We start from the raw sequence: 22865 nt of genomic DNA on the forward strand, positions 1-22865 counted from the left end.
AGAGGGTGTCCCTTTCATCGCTGACCCACAGATTCAACGAACTCCACGACGCTCTCCGGGGGGTTGACGGAATCCGCTTCGCCGACGACTTCCGCTTCGCCGACGCCACGACCCTGCACCTGGGCGGCCGTCCGGTGGGTGCCGTGCACTGTGCGACCCCGGACGCCCTCTCCACCGCGGTCGTACGCGCCGATTCCCTTGGCCTCCCGCTGCTCGTCGTCGGCGGTGGCTCGAACCTCGTCGTCGCCGACGGTGACCTGCCCCTCATCGCCGTTGCCGTGGACTGCTCGGAGATCGACATCGACACCGACACCGGATTCCTGCGGGCGGACGCGGGAGCCGTGTGGGACGACGTCGTCTCGGCATCGATCGATGCGGGACTCGGCGGCATCGAGTGTCTCTCCGGAATCCCCGGCAGCGCCGGCGCGACGCCGGTCCAGAACGTCGGCGCGTACGGCGCGGAGATCGCCGACGTGCTCACCCGCGTTCTCCTCCTCGAACGGGCGACCGGCACCGTGGAATGGGTGTCCGCGGGCTCCCTCGAACTCGGCTACCGGACCTCGAACCTGAAGCACACCGGCAGAGGGGTCGTGCTCGCGATCGAACTGCAGCTGCGCACCGACGGATTGAGCGCACCGCTCCGGTTCGGGGAGCTCGCCCGGCGACTCGGAGTCACCGCGGCCGATGCCGGAGCCCCGGGCACCGTGCGCCGTCCGGCTCCGGCGGTCCGGGCTGCGGTCCTCGAGCTCCGCCGCGGAAAGGGCATGGTCCATGACCCCGCGGACCATGACACCTGGTCCGCGGGGTCCTTCTTCACCAATCCCGTCGTCACCGCCGCGGATGCCGCGGCGGTCCGCGACGCCGTGGCCCGGCTGCACGGCGCGGCCGTCGCCGACGCGATGCCCTGCTACCCGGCGGACGAGGGAAACTCCAAGCTCTCCGCGGCGTGGCTCATCGAGCGCGCCGGGTTCGTCAAGGGGTACCCGGGTCCGGAAGCACCTGTCCGCCTGTCGACTCGGCACACCCTCGCGCTGACGAACCGGGGTGGGGCGACGACGGCTGATCTCGTCGGTCTGGCCGGGGAGGTCCGCGCGGGGGTCCGGGATGCGTTCGGGGTCACCCTGCAGCCGGAACCCGTCTGGGTCGGGGTCGACATCGACGGGTGAGTCACCGATCCGCGCCCGGGTGCCCGCAGACCCGAACGGCCCACCGGCCGGAGTCTCCTCTCGGTGCCGGTGGGCCGTTCACCCGTCCGCCTGTCGGCGACTACCTGGACCGCTTCTCCTCGGCCTCCTTCAGCGCCTTCTTCTCCGCCTCACTGCCGTAGCGTTCGACGAGCTGATCCCGGACCTCCCTGCGGCGGATCTTGCCGATCTGGTCCCGCGGCATCTCGTCGAAGTGGTAGAACCGGCGGGGAACCTTGTACCTGGTCAGCATCTCGCGGCAGTGTTCCTTCAGGCCCTCCGGGTCGAGGGCCGCCCCCTCCGCGAGGGTGATCGCGGCGACCACGGACTCTGAGCCGTCGGAGCGGGGCATGCCCACCACGGTGGCGTCGGCGACATCCGGGTGCGCCATCAGCGCCTCCTCCACCTCTCCCGGGTAGACGTTGAAGCCACCCGTGATGATGACCTCCTTGATGCGTGCCACCAGGCGGATGAAACCGTCCGGTTCCATGACTCCGACATCGCCGGTGCAGTACCAGCCGTCGTGGAAGGACTTCTCCGTCGCCTCCGGCTGGTTGAGATAGCCCTGGAACACCTGGGGCCCGCGGACGAGTACTTCGCCCTCCTGCCCGTCCGGCATCGTCACGTCGAGGTTGTCGGGGTCCGCGATACGGACCTCGGTGTCGGGGAACGGAATCCCGACATATCCGGGACGACGGGTCGGGGTCATCGGGTTGCCCACGATGATCGGTGACGTCTCCGTCAGGCCGTACCCCTCGACGAGCAGGCCGCCGGTGTAGCGTTCCCACCGCTCGACGGTGCGGGTGGGCAGGGTGGACGCTCCGCAGAAGCTGTTCCGGACGCCCGAGATGTCTATCCCGGCGGTCTCCGCGGCCTCGACGATGCGCTCGTAGAGCGCCGGGACGCCGGGGAGCCAGGTCGGCGTGTTCTTCTTCATCACCTTCATGATGAGTTTCAGATCGGGGGCGGGCAGCAGGATGATCTCGCCGCCGATGAAGACACCGAGCGTGACGTTCATGGTCAGGCCGTACGCGTGGAACATCGGCAACGCCGCGAGGAGCACCTCGTCCTTGTCCCCGAGCCCGGGTACCCAGTGCTTGCCCTGGATGATGTTGGCCACGAGGTTTCCGTGGCTGAGCTGTGCCCCCTTCGGCGCGCCGGTCGTGCCTGAGGTGTAGAGGATGAGGGCGATGTCGTCCTTCGTGGTCTCCGGATCCTCGAGATTGCGACCGTCACCCCCGATTGCCTGTCCGATGAGCGCCTCCCAGGGCACCGTGTTGGGTGCGTCCCCCGTCAGACGGTCGCGCATCTTGTGGATCACCGGTAGCGGAAGCTTCAGCAGGAGCTGCTGGCTGCGGGGCATCGCCTCGATCATGTTGACGCTGATGATCGTCTCGAGCTGGGTGCGCCCCCGGAGCTTCTCCAGGGTGCCGGAGGTCTTGTCCCAGCAGATCGCGACCCGGGCACCGTGGTCGTTGAACGGGTGCTCCAGCTCGTGGGCCGTGTAGAGGGGGTTGTGCTCCACGACGGTGGCACCGAGTTTCAGCACCGCGTAGAAGGCGATGATGTGCTGCGGGCAGTTCGGCATCAGGAGGGCGACCCGGTCCCCGGGGCGGACACCGAAGGCCCGGAGTCCCGCGGCCGCCCGGCGCACCTGACGGTCGAGGTCGTTGTAGGACTGGGTCCGGCCGAAGAAACGGGTGGCGTTCTTGTCACCGTTGACCGCCAGATTGTTGTTGTAGTGGTCGATCAGCGTCGCGTCACCGTACTCGAGATTGTGCGGTGTCCAGTCCGCGTAGTGATCGAGCCAGGCTTTTGATTCAAGTGCCGACATGGTGTCCCTTCGTAGGAATATGTGCTCACCGGCGGGGATCGTGCGCACCACCCGAAGCGATGCCGACGCGTCGGGTGGTGCCGGGAGCAGGCCGGGAGCATGGAGATCCAGCCTCGCGTCGGGGGTCTCCTCCCGGCCGGTTGAGAGAGCGTCAGTGCTATTCGAGTATAGCGCCGAAAGATGAGTGTTCACTCGGGTTCCCGGTCGTGCCGGGTACGGGTGGGTTGCGGGGATCGGGGAAGATTAGGATGGCCGTCATGCGCGTCGCGATGATCTCCATGCACACGTCCCCGCTGCAGCAGCCCGGCAGCGGGGACGCCGGCGGAATGAATGTCTACATCGCCTCGACCGCCCGGCAACTCGCCAGAGAGGGAATCTCGGTGGATGTTTTCACCCGGGCCACCCGACCCAGTCAGGGGGAGGTGGTCGAGGTGGAACCCAACCTCCGGGTCATCAACGTCGTCGCCGGCCCCTACGAGGGGCTGGACAAGGAGGCGCTGCCGACACAGCTGGCCGCGTTCGCGGGGGGAGTTCTGCTGTTCGCCCGGTGTGCGGCACTGAGCTACGACGTGATCCACTCGCACTACTGGCTGTCCGGGCAGGTCGGGTGGCTGCTCCGGGACGTCTGGCAGGTTCCCCTGGTGCACACCGCGCACACACTCGCGGCGGTGAAGAACGAACACATCAGTGCCGAGGACTCGCCGGAATCCGAGGCCCGCCGCATCTGTGAGCAGCAGATAGTGGACAACGCGGACCAGCTGGTCGTCAACACCCGCGAGGAGGCGCTGAACCTGGAGCGCCACTACGACGCGGTACCGGACTCGATCACCGTCATCCCGCCGGGCGCCGACACCGAACTATTCACCCCGGGCACGGAACGGGCCACCGAACGCTGCCGCCGTGAACTCGGGATTCCGTTGCACGCGAAGGTCGTCGCCTTCGTCGGACGGCTGCAGGAGTTCAAGGGGCCGCAGGTCCTGATCCGGGCTGTGGCGGAGCTGATCCAGAGGGATCCCCACCGCAATCTCCGGGTCATCATCTGCGGCGGACCGTCCGGCCGTTCGGCGACCCCCGAACAGTACCGCGAACTCGCGGAGGAACTCGGTGTCGCACGCCGGATCAGGTTCCTCGATCCCCGGCCCCCGGAGGAACTGGTCACCGTCTACCGGGCGGCGGACGTTGTCGCGGTCCCCAGCTACAACGAGTCCTTCGGTCTCGTCGCGGTCGAGGCGCAGGCGGCGGGAACCCCGGTCGTCGCGGCGCGGGTCGGGGGCCTCCCGATCGCCGTCGCCGCCGGGAAGAGCGGTGTCCTGGTCGATTCGCATGAGACGTCGGCGTGGGCGGATGCTCTCGCCGGTCTGCTCGACGACGATGCGGCGCGGATCGCGATGGGGGAAGCGGCGGTGGGCCATGCGGCGAAATTCAGCTGGCCGCGGACCGCCGCGAATCTCGCGGAACTCTACCGCGGGGTCATCGAGCACACCCCGGGGCGGTGCTACTCACGGAGGGCGGCCGGGTGACGCCGTCACCGGTGGCCCCCGTGTGAACTTCCGGTGAATCCTGCCGGGGTTTTTGACCGTCGTCGGCACGATCACGCCGGGCGTGGAACAATGGACGGTATGAGTACTGGAAAGCTAATTCTGCTCCGCCACGGCCAGAGCCAGTGGAACGCCTCGAACCAGTTCACCGGGTGGGTGGACGTCGACCTGACCGACAAGGGTCGCGCCGAAGCCCGACGCGGTGGTGAACTGCTGCGCGAGAACGACATTCTCCCGGACGTGGTCTACACATCACTGCAACGTCGCGCCATCAACACGGCCAACATCGCCCTTGATGCCGCAGACCGGCACTGGATCCCCGTCGTGCGCGACTGGCGCCTCAACGAGCGCCACTACGGCGCCCTCCAGGGCCTGAACAAGGCCGAGACGAAGGACAAGTACGGCGAGGAACAGTTCATGGCGTGGCGTCGCTCCTACGACACCCCGCCGCCGGCCCTCGACGCGGACGCCGAGTTCTCCCAGGCGCACGACCCGCGCTACGCCGATCTCGACAAGGTACCGGACACCGAGTGCCTCAAGGACGTCGTCGCGCGCTTCGTTCCGTACTTCACCGAGGAGATCCTGCCCCGCGCACTGGCCGGCGAGACCGTTCTGCTGGCCGCGCACGGCAACTCCCTGCGTGCCCTGGTCAAGCATCTCGACGGCATCTCCGACGAGGACATCGCCGGGTTGAACATCCCCACCGGTATCCCGCTGGTCTATGAGCTCGATGAGAAGGGCAACGTCCTCAACCCGGGCGGAACCTACCTCGATCCCGAGGCCGCCGCGGCCGGAGCCGCGGCGGTCGCCGCCCAGGGCGGTAAGTGACCGGGCGGATCTGGTTCAAGAAGCTGACGATCTGAAGGTAGACGGCAGGTGTCTCTGTCTGTGTGGGCGGGGTTCGCCGGCGGTGTGATCCTCACGCTGTGGGCGGCCCCCGCCGTCGAGTTCCTCCGGCAGCGACTCCGGACGAAACGCTCCGCTGCGACCCTCGCGGAGCACCAGGTGACCACGGTCTCCCAGGTCCTGCACCTCGCGGTGCAGGGTTCCCCGACGGCGGTGACCGTCGTCGGGCGCGGGGGAGACGTGGTCCTCTCCAATTCCCGGGCCCATGAGATGGGGATCGTGCACGAACGGTCCCTGAACGAGAAGGTCTGGGCGTGCGTCGGTGACGTCTTCGATGACCGTGAGCCCCGCTCCATCGATCTCGCGGGCCCGGCGAAACGTTCAGGTAGTCGTGTGATGGCCGTCCAGGCCGTCGTCAAACCCCTCACCCGGGCCGACTCCCGGTTCGTCATCGTCTACGGCACGGATGAATCGGAGAACGTCCGGATGGAATCCGCTCGCCGGGATTTCGTCGCCAACGTCTCGCACGAGCTCAAGACCCCGGTGGGTGGCATGGCGCTGCTCGCCGAGGCGCTGATCGAATCCGCGGATGATCCGGAATCGGTCAGTTATTTCGGTGGACGCCTGACCAAGGAGGCGCACCGGCTCGCGGACATGATCAATGAGCTGATCTCCCTGTCCAAGCTCCAGGGTGCCGAGAAACTCCCCGGAATGGAACCGGTGTCCGTGGATGAGGTCATCGGGGAGGCGATCGCACGCAATGAACTCGCCGCGGAGAACGCCGGCATCACCCTGATCCGGGGGGCGGACACCGGCGTACAGGTCGACGGCGATATGAGTTTGCTCACGACCGCCGTGTCGAATCTGATCGGCAACGCCATCAACTACTCACCCTCGGAGACCACTGTCTCGGTCTCCCAGAAGATCACCGACGACGGCTCGGAGGTCCATATCCGGGTGACCGACCGGGGGATCGGCATCGCCCCGGAGGACCAGAAGCGTGTGTTCGAGCGGTTCTTCCGGGTCGACAAGGCCCGGTCCCGTTCGACCGGCGGGACGGGGCTGGGCCTGGCGATCGTCAAACATGTCGCCGCGAATCACGGAGGTTCGATCACACTCTGGTCCCGACCCGGGACCGGATCCACCTTCACACTCATACTCCCGGTTCACCGGGATCGTGGTGACGAACCTCCCGATGACGTCGAGCTCAACGGAGCCATTGACCTGAAGAAGAAACCGGCGCCCCTGCGCGCCCGCAGAAAGGACCGTGCAACATGACCCGTATCCTGCTGGTCGAGGACGAGGAATCGTTGGCAGACCCGTTGGCGTTCCTCCTGAAGAAGGAGGGTTTCGACGTCGTCATCGCGTCTGACGGGCCCACCGCTCTGGTGGAGTTCGAGCGGAACGAGATCGACATCGTCCTGCTCGACCTCATGCTGCCGGGAATGTCCGGGACCGACGTGTGCAGGCGGTTGCGTGCGATGTCGTCCGTTCCCGTCATCATGGTCACCGCCCGGGACTCGGAGATCGACAAGGTGGTCGGCCTCGAACTGGGTGCCGACGACTACGTGACCAAGCCCTACTCGTCCCGGGAACTCATCGCCCGGATACGTGCCGTGCTGCGGAGGGGTGGTGATGTCGACGACGATGGTGGGGACACCCAGGTGCTCTCCGCGGGAAGGGTCCGCATGGACGTTGAACGGCACACCGTGGCCGTCGATGGTGTGGAGGTCGCCATGCCGCTCAAGGAATTCGACCTGCTCGAGTACCTGCTCCGGAACACCGGGAGGGTGCTCACCCGGAGCCAGCTCATCGACCGTGTCTGGGGCGCCGACTACGTCGGCGACACCAAGACCCTGGACGTCCACGTGAAGCGGCTGCGCGCCAAGATCGAGGAGGAGCCCTCCCGTCCGCGGTACCTGGTCACGGTCCGGGGGCTGGGCTACAAGTTCGAGGACTGATCCGGCCCGCCCTCCGCGGCCTCCCTCCGGGCCGCCACGGTCGCCGGGTGGGGAGACCCGAACGGCGTGTCCGGGGTGAAGCCCGAGTCCCGGAGTGCATCGACGGCGGCCCGCCGCGCGCCGCAGTGCCCGGCGAGAATCGCGTAGGAGTCCTCACCCATCAGGGCGATCAGTTCCTGCCGGTGGCTCAACCAGACCGGTTGCGACGAGGTGTGACACGCCGGAGATGTGGTGCAGTACCAGTCGAAGTCCTCGCCTCCCTCACCCCAGCCGCGGCGCGTGTACTCGGTGATCGTGGTGCGCAGGATCTCGGTGCCGTCGCCCCGGTCCTCCCAGTCCTCGAGCCTCCGCAGCGGAAGCTGCCAGCAGACCTCCGGTTTCACCACCGTCAGGTCCTCCCCGGTCGCGGCTCCCCACTGGTGCAGTGCACACCCCGCGCCGGTCGCCCAGCCCGCCCGGTTCGCGAAGATGCAGGCGCCGTCGGTCACCACCGTCTTCAGGGCTGGTTCGGGCTCCCCGTCGTCCCCGTCGAGTTCATCCCACTTCAACCACGGCTCGATCGTACCCGGCTCCCCGCCCTCAGCGCGCTCCCTGAGCCAGTCGTCGACGCCGCCGGGGCGGAGCTGCCAGAAATCCGCGGGCATCCGGGAGACCGCGTCCGCCAGCTGCTCCCGGTCCTCCTCATCGCAGAGGAAAGCACCGTGCACGCAGCACCCGACATCGGGTGAGCCCGCGTCGATTCCCTGACACGTTCCCGTGCCGAACTGGCAGCTGTAGTGCGATTCCAGCCACGTCAGATCAATGGAGAAGATGTGTTCCGGATCATTCGGATCCGTGAACTCGAACCACTCGCGGGGGAAGTCCGGTGGCAGCTCTCTCCCGGAGCGGATCGACGCGGCGGCCGGTGAGCTGGCCGGGAAACCCAACTGCACAGGCCGCGACACGGATTCGGACTGCGGGCAATTCACACCTGCCTACGCTAGACCGTCTACCCTGGGGATGTGAGATTAGGTGTATTGGACGTCGGAAGTAACACGGTCCATCTTGTGGTGGTGGACGCCCGTGCGGGCGGCCGCCCCACCGCGATGAGCGACTGGAAGACCACCATGCGGCTCGTCGAGTACCTCGACAAAGCCGGTGCCATCAACGAAAAGGGCGTTAAACGCCTGGTCAAGGGTGTCTCAGAGGCTGCGGAGCTCACGGATCAGCTCAACTGCGAGGACATCCTCCCCTTCGCCACGTCCGCCATCCGTTCCGCAACCAACGGCCAGGACGTGATCGACACCGTCGAGCGCGAGACGGGTGTCCGGTTGGAGGTCCTCTCCGGTGAGGATGAGGCGAAACTGACGTTCCTCGCTGTGCGTCGCTGGTACGGCTGGTCCACCGGGAGGATCACCAATCTCGACATCGGGGGCGGCTCCCTGGAGCTGTCCACCGGAACCGACGAGGTACCGGACGCCGCGTTCTCCCTGGACCTCGGCGCCGGACGCCTGACCCACCAGTGGTTCGACACGGACCCGCCACAGCGCAAGACGGTCAACGTGCTGCGTGACTTCATCGACGCGGAGCTCCTCGAGCCCGCCAAGGTGATGAAGCGATGCGGGCCCGCTGAACTCGCGGTGGGAACCTCCAAGACATTCCGTACCCTCGCGAGACTCACCGGTGCGGCGCCCTCCTCGGCCGGGCCGCGGGTGAAGCGTACTCTGACTGCTCCGGGCCTCCGTCAGCTCATCGCCTTCATCTCCCGGATGACCGCCGCGGATCGTGCTGAGCTGGAGGGGGTCAGTTCCGACAGGTCCCACCAGATCGTGGCGGGTGCTTTGGTTGCGGAAGCGGCCATGCGTGCGCTTGGCTTGGAGCAACTGGAGATCTGCCCCTGGGCGCTCCGCGAGGGAGTGATCCTGCGCCGCACGGAACAGGGCATGGACTATGAAAGGACGCGCACATGAGCGAGAAGAAACTCACCGTCGCGGAGCTGATGGCGCGCGCCGCAGCAGAGGAAGGCCGGGAGGACACCCCCAGGCCCCGTCGGCGCCGTCGCCGCAGCCTCGATGAGGGCGGAGTCTCCGTCGCCGAGCTGACGGGGTCCATTCCCGCCGTGGATTCGAAGCCGGCTGAGAGCCGTCACTCCAGTGTCCCGCTGGATGGCGAGGACCGGCGTGCGGAGGAGGACCCGACCGGGCAACAGACCGTAGCCCGGCACAGCTCACCCGTCGTCGAGGAGACGGAGACCCCCGAAGCGGTTCCCGCCGGAGCCGACGCCACACCGTCCACCGGTGGCACCGACGTCCCCGGCGGGGTCGACGCTGCTGAGGCGCCGGCGACCGCACCCACGGCACCCACCGATGTCCCCCGGGATGATCCGGCGGATGAGAACGCCGCTCCGGAAGTCACTCGTCCCAGCTCTGATGAGACGGTCGTCCTGTCGGTGGTCACCGATGAGGATCCGGTCCGGCTGACCACCGGTGAGTTCCCCCAGATCACCCCGCGTCAGGTTCAGCAGGAGCGGGCGAAGGACCCGGCGCCGGAGGCCCCTCCGGCGACCGGGGACGCCCCGGTGGCCGCGCCTGACGAGGATGCCGTCAACGAAGCGCGTACCCCCGCCGTCAACGAGGTTCCCCCCACGGCCGAGATGACCGCCGTCGCCGCTGAGGAGCCGGAACCGCGGTCCCCGGTGACCCCCGAAGACGCCGGTGTCGCCCAGGAGGGACAGGACGACGCGGTGGAGCAGGGAAAGGTCTCCGTCGCGGCGGTCTTCGGGATGATCCTGCTGGGGCTCATCGTCGGAGTCGCGCTCTTCTTCGGTTTCGAGAAGCTGTGGGGCCACTTCAACACCGCGGTCACCGCGGTGCTCGCGATCGCGGTGACCGGCGGCATCATCGGCATCGTCCATGCGCTCAGGACGGAGCGGGACGGCCTGTCCATGTTCCTCGCGGGCCTCGCGGGCCTCGCCGTCACCTTCGGTCCGCTCCTCACCGCCTGACGTTCCGTCGCGCCCGCTCCTGTGGGGTGACCGATGCGGACCCGGGGCGTTCATGGCAGGGTGGAGGCCATGACGAAGATTGCTGTAATCGGTGGAGGAAAGATCGGCGAGGCGCTGGTCTCGGGTCTCGTGAACGGTGGTGTGTCCCCCAAGGACGTCCACGTCTCGAATCGACGCCCGGAGCGTGGACGGGAGTTGACCGATGAATACGGGATCATCGACTTCACGGACAACCGCCAGGCCATCGACGGGATCGATGTGGTGTTCCTCTGTGTGAAACCGAAGGACACCGTGGCGGTCCTCGCCGAACTATCGGACACCATCGACAACAACGCCGAGGACACCACCGTGATCTCCATGGCCGCGGGTGTCCCTCTGAGGAGCCTCGAGGATGTCGTGTCCGCCGGGACCCCGGTCGTCCGCGTCATGCCGAACACCCCGATGCTCGTCGGGCGCGGGATGTGCGCGGTGGCCGCTGGTCGCTTCGTCAGCGATGACCAGCTGGACCAGGTGTCCGAGCTCCTCGACACCGTCGGAGACGTCGTCGTGGTCGAGGAGAACCAGATGGATGCCGTGACCGCCATGTCGGGGTCCTCCCCGGCATACCTGTTCCTCGTCGCGGAGGCGATGATCGACGGTGGGGTGAATCTCGGACTGCCCAGGGAACTCGCGGCGCAGCTCGCCGTGTCCACGCTGACCGGTGCGGCCCACATGATGCTCGAGGGGGATCTCGGTCCTTCCGAGCTGCGTGCCAACGTCTGTTCACCCGGTGGCACCACGATCGCGGCGATCCGTGTGCTGGAGGAGCACGGGATCCGTGCCGCGTTCTACCGTGCTACCCAGGCGTGCGCGCAGCGGTCCGCGGAGATCGGCCGAATGAGTGCCGGTTCTCCGTCGGGTTCCGACGACGATGAGGGCTAGAGTCAGACTCCGAGTGCAGGGGTCGTCGGTGGGTGTGCCCGGCGGGGTGGACTCTCGTCCTCCGCTCCTCCCTTGACCAGTGACGACGTGGGGAACCCCGGTTCGGCCCCCGTGCCCGCTGAAATATTCGGCAACTCAGGTCGCAACAGTCACAGGGTTCACGGTAGGCTTATCAGGGCACGTGCGTGACCGATCTGCAGGAGGGGAAGCCTGCAGCGCGCCACGGGCTGAAGGGTTGAATGAATATGGCACATGAAGAAAACGGAACCTTTTTGACCGTCGCCGAGGTCGCGGAGATCATGCGCGTTTCCAAGATGACGGTCTACCGCCTGGTCCACTCCGGTGATTTGCCGGCGGTCCGGGTGGGACGTTCGTTCCGCGTCCATGAGAAGGCGGTCAATGACTACCTTGATTCCTCCTACTACAACGTGGGCTGACGCTTTTCGCCGGTTCCCGTCCGAGGAGGAGAAATCCGACCCCGTGTCCCTGGTTTCCAGGGTCTACGGGGCCGGATTTTTTTGTGCTCGCCCGTCACCCCGGTATGATGGTTGCATTCGTGCCTGCGAACGTTTTCGGTGACCGTCGTTCCGACGGTGGTCGGCCGTCATCCGGAGAAGCCGGGATTGTTCCGGAATTCGGTTGATGGGTCACCCCGGGTGTGACGGCGGTGTCCGGTGGACTGAAAGTGCACTCGGCCCCGCGACCGCACGCCGGAGACAGTGGGCAGGGTATGTACATACACCTACGAGCAAAAGCGAGGACACCCAATGGGTTCAGTCATCAAGAAGCGCCGCAAGCGCATGTCGAAGAAGAAGCACCGCAAGATGCTCCGCCGTACCCGCGTTCAGCGCAGGAAACTCGGCAAGTAGGCCACCGGCCCGCTCGCGACCGGCCCGCACCCGTAACATCCCGGGTGCGCGGCCGGTTTTCCGTGTGCGTCCGAGGTGGTTCCCGGTGTCTCCGCCCCCGACGACCATTTGAGAGTAAGGTTGCACTCGAATTTGACAGGCTCTCCTAACCGGAGGGAAACCGAATGAATGGGAGATTCAACCGCATGACATCGACATCCACACGCAACCGGCGGCCACTCCGGGGGATGCTCCGTGTCGGCGCCACCACGGTGGTGCTCGCACTGGGGCTCGCCGCATGCAACTCCTCAGTCGAGGAGACCGACAGTGCCGCGGACGGCACCCGGGCGACGACCGCTGCGGAGACCTCCGCCACGGGGGAGGCCACCGCCGAGGCATCGTGGCCGCGGATGATCGACGCCGTCAACGGTGAGGTCGAGATTCCGGCCCAACCCGAGCGCATCGTGTCCACCTCCGTCACCCTCACCGGCAGCCTCCTGGCCATCGACGCCCCTGTCGTGGCTTCCGGGGCAGGCCAGCCCGACACCCCGTTCTCCGATAGTCAGGGCTTCTTCAAGCAGTGGGCTTCCGTGGCTGAGGATCGTGGCGTCAATCCGCTGTACACCAAGGAACCCGATCTCGAGGCCATTCTCGCCGAGAAGCCGGACCTCGTCCTCGTCGCCGCCACCGGCCGCGATTCCGCGGTCGATCTCGTCGATCAGCTGTCCCCTGTCGTCCCGACGGTCGTGATCGACTACGGTGACAAGACCTGGGAGGACGTCACCCGTCAGCTCGGTGAGATCACCGGCCACGAGAAGCAGGCGGACAAGGCACTCAACGACTTCGACTCCCTCGTCGCAGAGGTCGCCGATGCCATCACCCTGCCGGAACAGCCCGTGAACACGATGGTCTACCTGCCTGACGGCAAGGGAGCGAACGTATTCACCGACGAGGCCGCGCAGAACCGCCTGCTGGCGTCCCTCGGCTTCGAGATCGCACCGATCCCCGACTCGGTCAAGGGCAACGAGTCCAAGGGCAAGCGCAGCGACATCGTGAAGGTCTCCGGGGAGAACCTCCCCGTCGCCATGAACGGTGAAACGGTTCTGCTCGCCGCCGCCGCAGACAAGCTCGTGCCCACCGTTCTCGCGGATCCCGCGCTCGCCGGGACCGCAGCCGTCCAGAACGAGCGCGTCTACGCTCTCGGCGCCGACACCTTCCGACTGGACTACTTCTCCGCCACAGACATGGTCGAGAAGATCCGGGAGCTCTTCGCCTCCTGATCCCCGGCATGAATTCCTCCTCCACGACCCACGCTCCGCCCGCACGCCAGGTCCATCCCGGCAGCGGGCGGTTCGTGCTGGTGATACTCCTGCTCATCGGTGTGCTCACGGGCAGCGCTCTGGTGAGCCTCACGGTCGGCTCCCGGGTGAATGCGGTCGGGGAGGCGCTCCACCGGATCCCCGGTGCGCTCGAGTATCTCCTCGACCCCACGATCGCCGCCGGCGACGTCGATGAACTCACGGTCCTGATCGGTACCTACCGGCTACCCCGCACGATCCTCGCGGTCCTCTGCGGTGCCGCGCTGGGTGCCGCGGGTGCGATCATCCAGGGGCACACCAGGAATCCGCTCGCGGATCCCGGAATCCTCGGAATCAACGCGGGCGCCGCGGCCGCCGTGGTCACGGTGATCGGTGGCGGTGTCGCGACGAGCGCCTCGGGTTACGTCTACCCGGCGATGGCCGGGTGTGCGGCGGTCACGATCCTCATCTTCCTGTTGTCTTCCGGAGGGCCGGCCGCGGCGAACCCGGTGACGGTCATTCTCGCCGGCGTAGCGGTCAGTGCGCTCCTCATGGCCTACGTTCACCTGATGGTGCTGTCCAGCGACATGGTCCTGGACCAGATGCGACTCTGGGCGACGGGTTCCCTGGCCGGCCGCCGGATGGACGTGGTCACCGCCACGGCACCGGTCATCGTCGTCGGTCTCGTGCTCGCACTCACCCAGGCGCCGGGGCTCAACCTCATCGCCCTCGGGACGACGACGGCAGCCAGCCTCGGTCTTCCCGTGACCCGGGTCCGCGTCCTTGGGCTGGCGACCGTGGCGATGCTCGGTGGTGCGGCGACAGCCGCAGCCGGGCCCCTGTCCTTCGTCGGCCTCGCGGCACCCCACATGATGCGCACCCTCGCCGGCCCCGACTACCGGAGGATCATCCCCGGGGCGGCGGTGGCGGGAGCGATCCTGACGCTCTGGGCGGACATGGCCGGCCGCGTGATGGCCAGGCCCGACGAAATGGCCATGGGTATAGTTCTGGCGCTCGTCGGGGTCCCGGTGTTCATCCTGCTCGTGCGCAGGCGGACGGTGGTGGGACTGTGAGCGGGATCAGGGCCTTCCGCACCGGGGGGATCTCCGTCGTCTGGCGGCCGCGTCCCCTGCTCATCGGACTCCTGCTCATCGGGCTCGGTGTCGTGGTGTTCACCGTCGGGCTCGGACTGGGAAGCTACCCGCTCGCACCGGCGGACGTGTGGCGCATCCTCCTCGGCCGCGGAACGGAGATCGAACGCACCATCGTCTGGGACCTGCGGCTCGGCAGAGCCGTCGTCGCTCTGCTCGTGGGCGCGTGCCTCGGGTTCTCCGGGGCACTGACCCAGACACTGGCCCGGAATCCGTTGGCCAGCCCAGACATCCTCGGGGTCACGCACGGCGCGAGTTTCGCCGCCGTCAGCGTCATCGCCTTCGCCGGCACCGGTGGTGTCCTGGGGCAGGGGACCAGCCTGCTCCTCGGATCCGTCGGGCTGACGCTCACCGCGGTGATCGGGGCGCTCGGTACCGCTGTGGCGGTGTGGTTCCTGGTCGGCCGGGAACGCAACAACATGCTGAGCCTCGTGTTGATCGGCGTCGCCGTCTCCATGTTCCTGGGTGCCGTGAACACGTGGATCATCGCCCGCACCACCCTGGAACGGGCGGCCGCCGCGCAACTCTGGCTCACCGGCTCGCTCAACGGGCGGGACTTCGCCCACGCCTGGGCCCCGGCCGCGGTCCTCCTGGCCGCCACACTCGCCGCCGGATGGCTCGCCTTCGTCCTCGGTGCGCTGGCACTGGGGCCCGCCACGGCGCACACCCTCGGACACCACGTCACCGTGGCGCAGGCCGCGCAGCTGCTCACCGCGGTGGTCCTCGCCGCCGTCGCGGTCAGCGCCGCCGGCCCCATCGGCTTCGTCGCCTTCGTCACCCCCCAGATCGCCCGGATCGCGGCAGGTTCAGCGACCCCGCCGCTCGTGCTCTCGGCACTGACCGGGGCCGTTACGGTCGCGGCCGCGGATCTCGCTGCGCGGGCGATCCTCCCGTGGGAGGTTCCCGTCGGGATCGTGACCGCACTTGCCGGTGCGCCGGTGCTGCTCTGGATGATCGTCTCCCTCAACCGGAAAGGACAATGATGTCCCCGAACGGCGAATTCCGACTCCGGGCCCGCGGGTTGACCGCGGGGTACGGGGACACGGAGATCCTGCACGGCATCGACACCGACATCCCCGCGGGCCGGATCACCGCGTTGATCGGGCCGAACGGCTGCGGGAAGTCGACGCTTCTCTCCTGCTTCTCCACGCTGCTGCCCTACCGGGGCGGTGTGCTGCTCGATGACCGTGATCTGCGCTCGGTACCCAGGCGGGAACGGGCGAGGCTTATCGCCCTGCTGCCGCAGCAGCCCACCGCGCCGGACGGGCTCACCGTCGCGCAGCTCGTCGCGCGCGGCAGGCACCCGCACCAGACGTGGTGGAGCCAGTGGTCCACCCGCGACGAGGCCGAGGTCGGTCGCGCGCTGGAGACCACCGGCGTACCCGATCTCGCGGGGCGGACCCTCGACCAGCTGTCCGGCGGCCAGCGGCAACGGGTGTGGATCGCTATGACCCTCGCGCAGGACACCCCCACGCTCCTGCTCGACGAGCCGACTACCTATCTCGATCTCGCGCACAGCATCGACGTGCTCTCCCTGGTGCGCAGGCTCTGCGACGAGGAGGGAAAGACGATCGTCATGGTCCTGCACGACCTGAACATGGCGGTCCGGTACGCCGATCACCTGCTCGTCATGGGGGAGGGGCGGATCGCGGCGACGGGAACACCGGACGAGGTGATGGGCGCCGGTCTGCTGCGGGACGTGTTCGGACTCGATGCCCGCGTGGTCCCCGACCCGGTCACCGGTGGGCCGATGATCGTCCCGGAGCTGTCCTAGGGGCGGGTCAGCTGCGCTTGACCCACTTCCAGCCGAGGACGCTGAACCCGGCACCCACCAGGGCCGGGACGCCGAAGGTCCGGACGGCCTTGCGCAGGCTGCGGTAGTCGCGGATCTCCCAGCCACGCTTCTCCGCTTCCCTCCGGAGATCGGAATCCGGGTTGATGGCGACGGCGGTGCCCACCATCGACAGCATCGGGACATCGTTGATGCTGTCCGAGTAGGCGGCGCAACGCTCCAGTTCGAGGCCCTCCACCGCAGCGAGCGCGGCGACGGCGTGCCTCTTGCCGGGGCCGTGCAGGATGTCGCCGACGAGACGGCCGGTGAACTTCCCGTCCTTCACCTCGGCGACGGTGCCGAGTGCGCCGGTGAAACCGTACCTGCGGGCCAGGATCTGGGCGAGCTGCACCGGGGTGGCGGACACCAGCCACACCTGGTGTCCCGCGGCCAGGTGCGTCTCCGCGAGTTCGCGGGTCCCGGGCCAGATCTTCTCCGACATGTGGGTGTCGACGATCTCCTCGCACAGCTCCACGAGCTCCGCCACGTCGCGCCCCTTGATGAACTCCAGGGCCTGCTGCCGGCCCTCCGCGACATCCTCGGCGTTCTCCGAACCGGTCACCCTGAACTTGACCTGCTTCCAGATCACGGGCAGGACCTCTCCGACCCGGAAGTAGCGTTTGCGGGCCAGTCCGAGGGCGAACACGAGGATCGACGCGCCCTGGATCAGGGTGTTGTCGACGTCGAAGAACGCCGCGGTACCGGCATCCTGCTGGATGTCGGGGTCAGGGGCGTTGACGTGGTTGGACCCCGCGGCCTCGAAGGCTCCGGACACCGAGGCTATCCCCGAGGTGAAGTCCTCGAGTTCGAGATCGAACGCCTGCGCGATGGCTGCCGCGGCCGCGGCCTCGCCGGCGGCCCGCTGGGTCGACTCGTCGACCGGGGGTAGTGCGGTGTCCTCCAGGAAACGTCGCAGATTGCCTCGGGAGGCGGACCAGGTGGCGAGGAAATCCTCGGGGCTGCCGGGGATGCCGTCATCGGGGGTGGAAGTGCTCACGCGCGTCGGATGCCTTTTCGTCGGTGGATCGTGCAGTATCGTCTCCAATCGTAGGGCACCCGGCGGGGTATCCGGCTCCCCGGTGGGAATGCTCGACGACCGATCTCGGGATGGAGGCGCCGTGAGTGGGCACACTGTCGAGTTGATGGTGCGTGAGGGTTGCGGGTCATGTGTGCGTGTCGCGACACAGATAGCGCCCGTTGTGGGGGAGGCCGGAGGGGTACTCGAACTACGGGACGTGGACACGGACCCGGAGCTGGCGATGGAGTACGGTGACCGGGTTCCCGTCGTGGTCATCGATGGTGAGGAGTTCGCCTGCTGGGAGGTCGACGATGACGAGTTAGCGCAGGCTTTGTTGTAGTAACGGGACAAGCGGGCTACTTTTGAGCGAAGATGACGCGGGGTGTACCGCGGGGTCAACCTTTCGATTGATACCTAATCAAACGATGGTGTCCCACCAGTGGCAACAGAGCAGCGAAAGCAGTGAGGTGTACAGCATGAGCGTCCTCGTGGTCGGCATGTCGCACCGGTCGGCCCCCGTGGCTGTCCTCGAACAGGTCAGCATGAACGACGACGCCGCACGCGAGCAGGCGTCCCGGGCACTGATCCGGCGGCCGTCGCTCTCCGAGGCGATGATCGTCTCCACCTGCAACCGCGTCGAGATCTACTGCGTCACCAACAGCTTCCACACCGGCGTCAACGACGTCGTCGAGGTCCTCCACCGCATCTCCGGTGTCGACACCGATGTCCTGCGCCGCTCCCTCTACGTCCGCTACGCCGACGCCGCCGCCGAACACATGCTCGTCGTCACCTCCGGCCTCGACTCCATGGTCGTCGGGGAACAGCAGATCATCGGGCAGGTCCGTGCGTCGTACTCCCAGGCCCGGGAACTCGGTACCGCGGGCCCCACGCTCCACGCCCTCGCGCAGTGTGCGCTGCACACCGGCAAGCGGGTCCACACCGAGACGGACATCGATGACGCCGGCGCCTCCATGGTCTCCTTCGCCTGTTCGGAGGCGATCCGTCAGCTCGGGCGGGTGGGCCGTGACCGCCCGTTCTCCGGCACCACCGCCATGGTCCTCGGTGCCGGCGTCATGGCATCCCTCGCCGCGACCCACCTCGGTCGCATGGGTGTCGACCGCCTCGTTCTGACGAACCGCACGCGAAGTCGCGCCGAGATTCTCGCCGAGCACTCCCGCGAGGCCGGGGTGCCCGCCCGGGTCGTCGATTTCGACGCCCGCGTCGACGCACTGTCGGACGTCGACATCGTCATCTCCGCCACGGGGGCGGACAACTTCACCGTCACGGCCGCCGACGTCCCCACCGGCCGGGACATCACCTTCATCGATCTTTCCCTCCCCCGGGACATCGACGACGCCGTCGCCGATCTGCCCGGCGTCCGGCTGGTCAACATCGAACGGCTGCACGAGGCCCGCCGCGACACCGACGACGACAGTCAGTCGCACGCCATGCGCATCGTCTCCGAGGAACTCGAGTCCTACTCCTCCGCGCAGCGGATCCGCGACGTCGTCCCGGCGGTCGCCGCACTGCGCCGCCACGCCTCCGACCTCGTCGAGGCGGAGATGGAGCGCCTCGTGCAGCGGACTCCGACCATGTCGGAATCGGACCGCGAGGAGGTCTCCCGCACCGTCCGCCGCGTCGTCGACAAGCTCCTGCACCAGCCGACGGTGCGGGTGAAGGAACTCGCGGCCCACTCGGGTACCGTCTCCTACGACTCCGCGCTGCAGGAACTCTTCGGGCTCACCCCGCCCCAGCCCGCCCGTCCCGTGTCGGTCGCGGCCGTCGACCTGCCGGTCGGGGACACGGGAACCATCACCTCGGTCCGGGCCACCGTCGCGGACACCGTCGCCGGTCCCTGACCGGAATCTGGCTTTGAGGCCTCCGTCGTGGAACGCTGGAGTCAGATTCGGCGGCACCGCTCCCCGCAGCAGGCGGCCCACGACGACATGACGATCCGGTGACGCCGATACGGCGTCGCAGAAAGGCAGCGGCAGTGACCTTCCGCATCGGTACCCGCGGATCCCAGCTGGCGACCACCCAGGCAGGGACCATCCGTGACGCGCTCATCGCAGCCGGCTTCGACGCCGAGCTCACCATCATCACCACCCCCGGCGACCGCTCGCAGGCCCCCGTCGAGCGCATCGGCGTCGGCGTGTTCACCCAGGCACTGCGTGACGCCATGGCCGCCGGAGACTGCGATATGGCGGTGCACTCCTTCAAGGACCTGCCCACCGCTCCCGACCCCCGGTTCCGCCTCGTCGTCCCCCCGCGCGCGGACGCCCGCGAGGCGCTCATCGCCCGCGACGGCCTGACGCTGGATGGCCTCCCCGAGGGGGCCCGGGTGGGGACCTCCGCACCGCGCCGGGTGAGCCAGCTCCGCAGCCTGCGCCCCGACCTCGACATCCGCCCCCTGCGCGGCAACATCGACACCCGGATGGGGCACGTCACCGACGGCCGCCTCGACGCCGTCGTCCTGGCCTACGCGGGCCTCGAACGCACCGGCATGGGGGACCTTGCGACCGAGGTCTTCGCCCCGGACGTCCTGGTTCCCGCACCGGCGCAGGGAGCTCTCGCCGTGGAGTGCAGGCAGTCCGATCCCGGGGCGGTCACCGCCATCGGAACGCTGCTCGATCCGGCCGCCACCGCGTGCGCCGCAGCGGAACGCCGCATCCTCGCCCGACTGGAGGCCGGCTGCACCGCCCCCGTCGCCGGCCACGCCACGATCGACGGCGACCGCATCACCCTGACCGCGGGCGTCTTCGCGCTCGACGGTTCCACCCGACTCGTGGTCTCCGGTACCGCGGACGTGGACCGTCACCTCGAACTAGGTGACGATCTCGCCCGACAGCTCCTGGACCGGGGCGCCGTCGACATCATGACGGCCACCGGGGGCGCCTGACCATGGTGCGGGTGGAGCTGACCGACACCGCACTCACCGTGCGGCTGCACTGGTGGGAGAAGGCCGCGGCGCGACGCAGCGACCTGACCGTTCCCAGACGTGCGATCCTCGCGGCGCGCCCGCTGCGCAACGCCGCCGCCGCGGTCGAGAGGTCCGCGGGATCGAGCCTCTCCGGAATCGCCATCAACGGAGTGACCCGATCCGGCACACTCACCGGTCCGATGGTCCCGTCAGGACGGGGAACCACCTCGACCTTCGCCGTCTGCCACGGCTCTGAACCGGGGATAGAGATCCTGCTCGACCACCCCACGGTGCAGCGGATCGTGATCGCCACCCCGGAGGCGGAGCGGCTCCTCGCCCGGCTGAGTGCCGGACGGGAACCGGCGGACGGCCTCCACGGCACGAACTCCCCCTGAAAGCCTCGCTGGTTTTCAACCCTGCCGCCGATGCTTTATCGTTGTCCTGGTATGCGCTCAACGCCCACGGGCAGCCCACGGACAACGTGACCGGGGGTTTGTCCGGTTCACCCGTCCGGCCCACCCCCGCGGTGCCCGGTCCGGGCGTTGCGGTCGTACCGGGGTATCCGGCACCGCCCCGGACCACTAGTTTCTGTCCGTCACGTGCGGCGTCCAGCCGGGCCGCGCCCGAGAACCCGAGCCTTGAAGAAAAGACACACATGAGCATGGCCCATCCGGCCCCCGAGGCCCAGGAACCCACGACGGGAAATGTCATCTTCGTCGGCGCGGGTCCGGGTAATCCCGATCTCCTGACCGTCCGCGCCCGTGAGGTTCTCAGCCACACGGCGATCGCGTTGACCGACCCAGGGGTGCTCGGAGGTGTCCGCGAGATCGTGGCCAGTGAACTCGCCGTCCCGCAGGCGAAGCTCGACGCCGCGGAAGAGGCCTACGCGCGGCAGTGCGCGGAGGCGAAGGCCGCCGGTGCACGCCGCAAGCCCCCGCGTCCGCCGGCACCGACCGCCGCGGAGATCACCGAGATCACCGACGTCACCCCGGAAGAGGTGGCGAAGCTCCTTGCCGAAGGCGTGTCCGACGGCTCAGATGTCATCCGGCTCGTCGCCGGGAACCCCCTGACCAGCGATTCCGTTCTCGCCGAGATCAACGCCGTCGCCGCCGCGGGCCTCGAGTTTCAGGTGGTCCCCGGCATGTCCGTCCCCTCGACGGTCCCCGCCTTCGCCGGCATCGCCCTGGGCTCGACCTACACGGAGACCGACATCACCCGCGGCGACGACGTCGACTGGGGGCAGCTCGCCACCGCGCCACAACCGCTCGTGCTGCAGGCCACCAGGGATCAGCTCGTGACCATCGCGGAGAAACTCCTCGGATGCGGCATGTCCCCGCAGACCCCCGTCTCCGTCACCGTCCACGGAACGACCCGGCTCCAGCGCACCCACGACACCACCCTGTCCACCCTGGGCAAACTCGACGGAGAGCTCCCCGGCCAGCTCGTCGTCTCCCTCGGCACCTCGGTGGATGACCGCTCGAAGTACTCCTGGTGGGAGAACCGGCCGCTGTACGGATGGCGGGTCCTCGTGCCCCGCGCCAAAGAGCAGGCCGCACCGATGTCGACCCGGCTCGCCAGCCACGGCGCGATCCCGCAGGAGGTGCCCACGATCTCCGTGGAACCGCCGCGGAATCCCGCGCAGATGGAACGCGCCGTCAAGGGCATCGTCGAGGGCCGCTACCAGTGGGTCGTACTGACCTCCGTCAACGCCGTGAAGGCGTTGTGGTCGAAGATGGCCGATTTCGGTCTCGACGCCCGCTCCTTCGCCGGTGTCCGGATCGCCGCCGTCGGTCACAAGACCGCGGCCGCCATCCGTGACCTGGGTATCACCCCGGAACTCACCCCGCGGACCAACAACCAGAACGCGGTCGGTCTGGTCGAGGTGTTCCCCGAGTACGACTCCGATCTCGACCCCGTCGGCAGGGTCCTGCTGCCGCGCGCCGACATCGCGACCGAGACCCTCGTCGAAGGGCTCGTCGACCTCGGCTGGGAGGTCGACGACATCGTCGCCTACCGCACCGTCCGGGCGGCCCCGCCCAGCGCTGAGATCCGGGAGATGATCAAGTCCGGCGGTTTCGACGCCGTCTGCTTCACCTCCTCGTCCACCGTGCGCAACCTCGTCGGCATCGCGGGCAAGCCCCACCAGCGGACGATCATCGCCTGCATCGGCCCGATGGCCGCGGCCACCGCCGCGGAGATGGGGCTCAGGGTCGATGTCCAGCCGGAGGTCGCCGGGGTCGCCGAGCTCGTCGATGCACTCGCCGCCCACGTGGCTGCCCTGCGGGCCGCCGGGCAGCTGCCGCCCCCGCGCAAGAAGCGTCGCTCGCGGCGGACGAACTCCTGATCCCTCCCCCACGTGCGGGCCGTGCACGGCCCGCACGTGGGGGAGTAGGACAGTAGGTGAGTCCCTTTCCGACACCCGCAACCCTTTCGAGAGGTCTGTTTCCCGTGACTGTTTCTTCCCGTCCGGTCCGTCGCCCGCGCCGTCTGCGCACGAGCCCGGCGATGCGTGAGCTGGTCGCCGAGAGCACG

At 68.1% G+C, this 22865-nt stretch carries 22 protein-coding genes; 19 read left to right on the plus strand and 3 right to left on the minus strand.

The window, feature by feature from the left end; translation table 11 throughout:
* Positions 1-5: 5 nt before the first annotated feature.
* Positions 6-1166, plus strand: a complete 1161-nt coding sequence (locus KRX55_RS08100; RefSeq protein WP_370625790.1) for a UDP-N-acetylmuramate dehydrogenase — start codon at positions 6-8, stop codon at positions 1164-1166.
* A 100-nt stretch (positions 1167-1266) separates the two neighbouring features.
* On the opposite strand, the gene KRX55_RS08105 is transcribed toward KRX55_RS08100, so the two are convergent.
* Complete coding sequence (locus tag KRX55_RS08105; protein WP_218407236.1) at positions 1267-3018, minus strand: long-chain-fatty-acid--CoA ligase; 1752 nt, start codon at positions 3016-3018, stop codon at positions 1267-1269.
* A 257-nt stretch (positions 3019-3275) separates the two neighbouring features.
* Between KRX55_RS08105 and mshA the strand changes: the two genes are divergently transcribed.
* The 4 genes from mshA (at position 3276) to KRX55_RS08125 (ending at position 7363) form a co-directional block, all read left to right on the plus strand.
* Positions 3276-4538 carry a D-inositol-3-phosphate glycosyltransferase gene (gene mshA, locus KRX55_RS08110; protein ID WP_218407237.1) on the plus strand — a complete coding sequence of 421 codons (1263 nt, stop codon included), beginning with the start codon at positions 3276-3278 and terminating at the stop codon, positions 4536-4538.
* A gap of 99 nt (positions 4539-4637) precedes the next feature.
* Positions 4638-5384, plus strand: a complete 747-nt coding sequence (locus tag KRX55_RS08115; protein WP_218407238.1) for a phosphoglyceromutase — start codon at positions 4638-4640, stop codon at positions 5382-5384.
* Between the two features lie 54 nt (positions 5385-5438).
* Positions 5439-6680 carry a sensor histidine kinase gene (locus KRX55_RS08120; RefSeq protein WP_218407271.1) on the plus strand — a complete coding sequence of 414 codons (1242 nt, stop codon included), beginning with the start codon at positions 5439-5441 and terminating at the stop codon, positions 6678-6680.
* Positions 6677-7363, plus strand: a complete 687-nt coding sequence (locus tag KRX55_RS08125; RefSeq protein WP_218407239.1) for a response regulator transcription factor — start codon at positions 6677-6679, stop codon at positions 7361-7363. The genes KRX55_RS08120 and KRX55_RS08125 overlap by 4 nt, the downstream gene beginning before the upstream one ends.
* On the opposite strand, the gene KRX55_RS08130 is transcribed toward KRX55_RS08125, so the two are convergent.
* Positions 7345-8331, minus strand: a complete 987-nt coding sequence (locus KRX55_RS08130) for a hypothetical protein (protein ID WP_218407240.1) — start codon at positions 8329-8331, stop codon at positions 7345-7347. The genes KRX55_RS08125 and KRX55_RS08130 overlap by 19 nt on opposite strands.
* Before the next feature lie 33 nt (positions 8332-8364).
* On the opposite strand from KRX55_RS08130, the gene KRX55_RS08135 reads away from it, so the two are divergent.
* From KRX55_RS08135 to KRX55_RS08175, 9 genes are all read left to right on the plus strand, one after another.
* Positions 8365-9312: a Ppx/GppA phosphatase family protein gene (locus tag KRX55_RS08135; protein ID WP_218407241.1), complete on the plus strand. Its 948-nt coding sequence runs from the start codon at positions 8365-8367 to the stop codon at positions 9310-9312.
* The gene (locus tag KRX55_RS08140; RefSeq protein ID WP_218407242.1) at positions 9309-10346 is read left to right on the plus strand and encodes a hypothetical protein; all 1038 of its coding nucleotides are present in this window, start codon (positions 9309-9311) and stop codon (positions 10344-10346) included. Before KRX55_RS08135 ends, KRX55_RS08140 begins: the two co-directional genes overlap by 4 nt.
* A 69-nt stretch (positions 10347-10415) precedes the next feature.
* Positions 10416-11267, plus strand: coding sequence for a pyrroline-5-carboxylate reductase (gene proC, locus KRX55_RS08145; RefSeq protein ID WP_200257877.1), 852 nt, complete (start codon positions 10416-10418; stop codon positions 11265-11267).
* A gap of 245 nt (positions 11268-11512) precedes the next feature.
* On the plus strand, positions 11513-11704 hold the full coding sequence (locus tag KRX55_RS08150) for a helix-turn-helix domain-containing protein (protein WP_200257875.1): 192 nt from the start codon (positions 11513-11515) through the stop codon (positions 11702-11704).
* A gap of 330 nt (positions 11705-12034) precedes the next feature.
* Positions 12035-12136, plus strand: coding sequence for a 30S ribosomal protein bS22 (locus KRX55_RS08155; protein ID WP_003855542.1), 102 nt, complete (start codon positions 12035-12037; stop codon positions 12134-12136).
* Positions 12137-12321: 185 nt separating this feature from the next.
* A complete protein-coding gene (gene fepB / locus KRX55_RS08160; protein WP_218407243.1) occupies positions 12322-13395 on the plus strand; it encodes a Fe2+-enterobactin ABC transporter substrate-binding protein in 1074 nt (357 codons plus the stop codon).
* An 8-nt stretch (positions 13396-13403) separates the two neighbouring features.
* Positions 13404-14486 (plus strand): FecCD family ABC transporter permease, encoded by a 1083-nt coding sequence (locus tag KRX55_RS08165; protein ID WP_218407244.1) that lies wholly within the window; start codon positions 13404-13406, stop codon positions 14484-14486.
* Positions 14483-15547 carry a FecCD family ABC transporter permease gene (locus KRX55_RS08170; protein ID WP_218407245.1) on the plus strand — a complete coding sequence of 355 codons (1065 nt, stop codon included), beginning with the start codon at positions 14483-14485 and terminating at the stop codon, positions 15545-15547. The genes KRX55_RS08165 and KRX55_RS08170 overlap by 4 nt, the downstream gene beginning before the upstream one ends.
* Entirely contained in the window at positions 15544-16338 is a 795-nt protein-coding gene (locus KRX55_RS08175) for an ABC transporter ATP-binding protein (protein ID WP_304505531.1), read from the plus strand. The genes KRX55_RS08170 and KRX55_RS08175 overlap by 4 nt, the downstream gene beginning before the upstream one ends.
* 7 nt (positions 16339-16345) lie before the next feature.
* On the opposite strand, the gene KRX55_RS08180 is transcribed toward KRX55_RS08175, so the two are convergent.
* Positions 16346-17392 (minus strand): HAD-IB family hydrolase, encoded by a 1047-nt coding sequence (locus tag KRX55_RS08180; RefSeq protein WP_200257866.1) that lies wholly within the window; start codon positions 17390-17392, stop codon positions 16346-16348.
* Between the two features lie 88 nt (positions 17393-17480).
* Here KRX55_RS08180 and KRX55_RS08185 point away from each other — a divergent pair, with 88 nt between their 5' ends.
* The 5 genes from KRX55_RS08185 to KRX55_RS08205 all read left to right on the plus strand — a co-directional run bounded on the left by KRX55_RS08185 (position 17481) and on the right by KRX55_RS08205 (position 22677).
* The gene (locus tag KRX55_RS08185; RefSeq protein WP_200257865.1) at positions 17481-17753 is read left to right on the plus strand and encodes a glutaredoxin family protein; all 273 of its coding nucleotides are present in this window, start codon (positions 17481-17483) and stop codon (positions 17751-17753) included.
* A gap of 136 nt (positions 17754-17889) precedes the next feature.
* Entirely contained in the window at positions 17890-19272 is a 1383-nt protein-coding gene (locus KRX55_RS08190; protein WP_218407246.1) for a glutamyl-tRNA reductase, read from the plus strand.
* 134 nt (positions 19273-19406) lie between these two features.
* The gene (gene hemC / locus KRX55_RS08195) at positions 19407-20312 is read left to right on the plus strand and encodes a hydroxymethylbilane synthase (protein ID WP_218407247.1); all 906 of its coding nucleotides are present in this window, start codon (positions 19407-19409) and stop codon (positions 20310-20312) included.
* A gap of 2 nt (positions 20313-20314) precedes the next feature.
* A complete protein-coding gene (locus KRX55_RS08200) occupies positions 20315-20728 on the plus strand; it encodes a hypothetical protein (RefSeq protein ID WP_255567676.1) in 414 nt (137 codons plus the stop codon).
* Between the two features lie 260 nt (positions 20729-20988).
* On the plus strand, positions 20989-22677 hold the full coding sequence (locus KRX55_RS08205) for a uroporphyrinogen-III synthase (RefSeq protein WP_218407249.1): 1689 nt from the start codon (positions 20989-20991) through the stop codon (positions 22675-22677).
* The last annotated feature ends 188 nt before the right edge of the window (positions 22678-22865 follow it).

The organism is Corynebacterium sp. TAE3-ERU16 (genome assembly GCF_019209935.1).
Taxonomy (GTDB): Bacteria; Actinomycetota; Actinomycetes; order Mycobacteriales; family Mycobacteriaceae; genus Corynebacterium; species Corynebacterium antarcticum.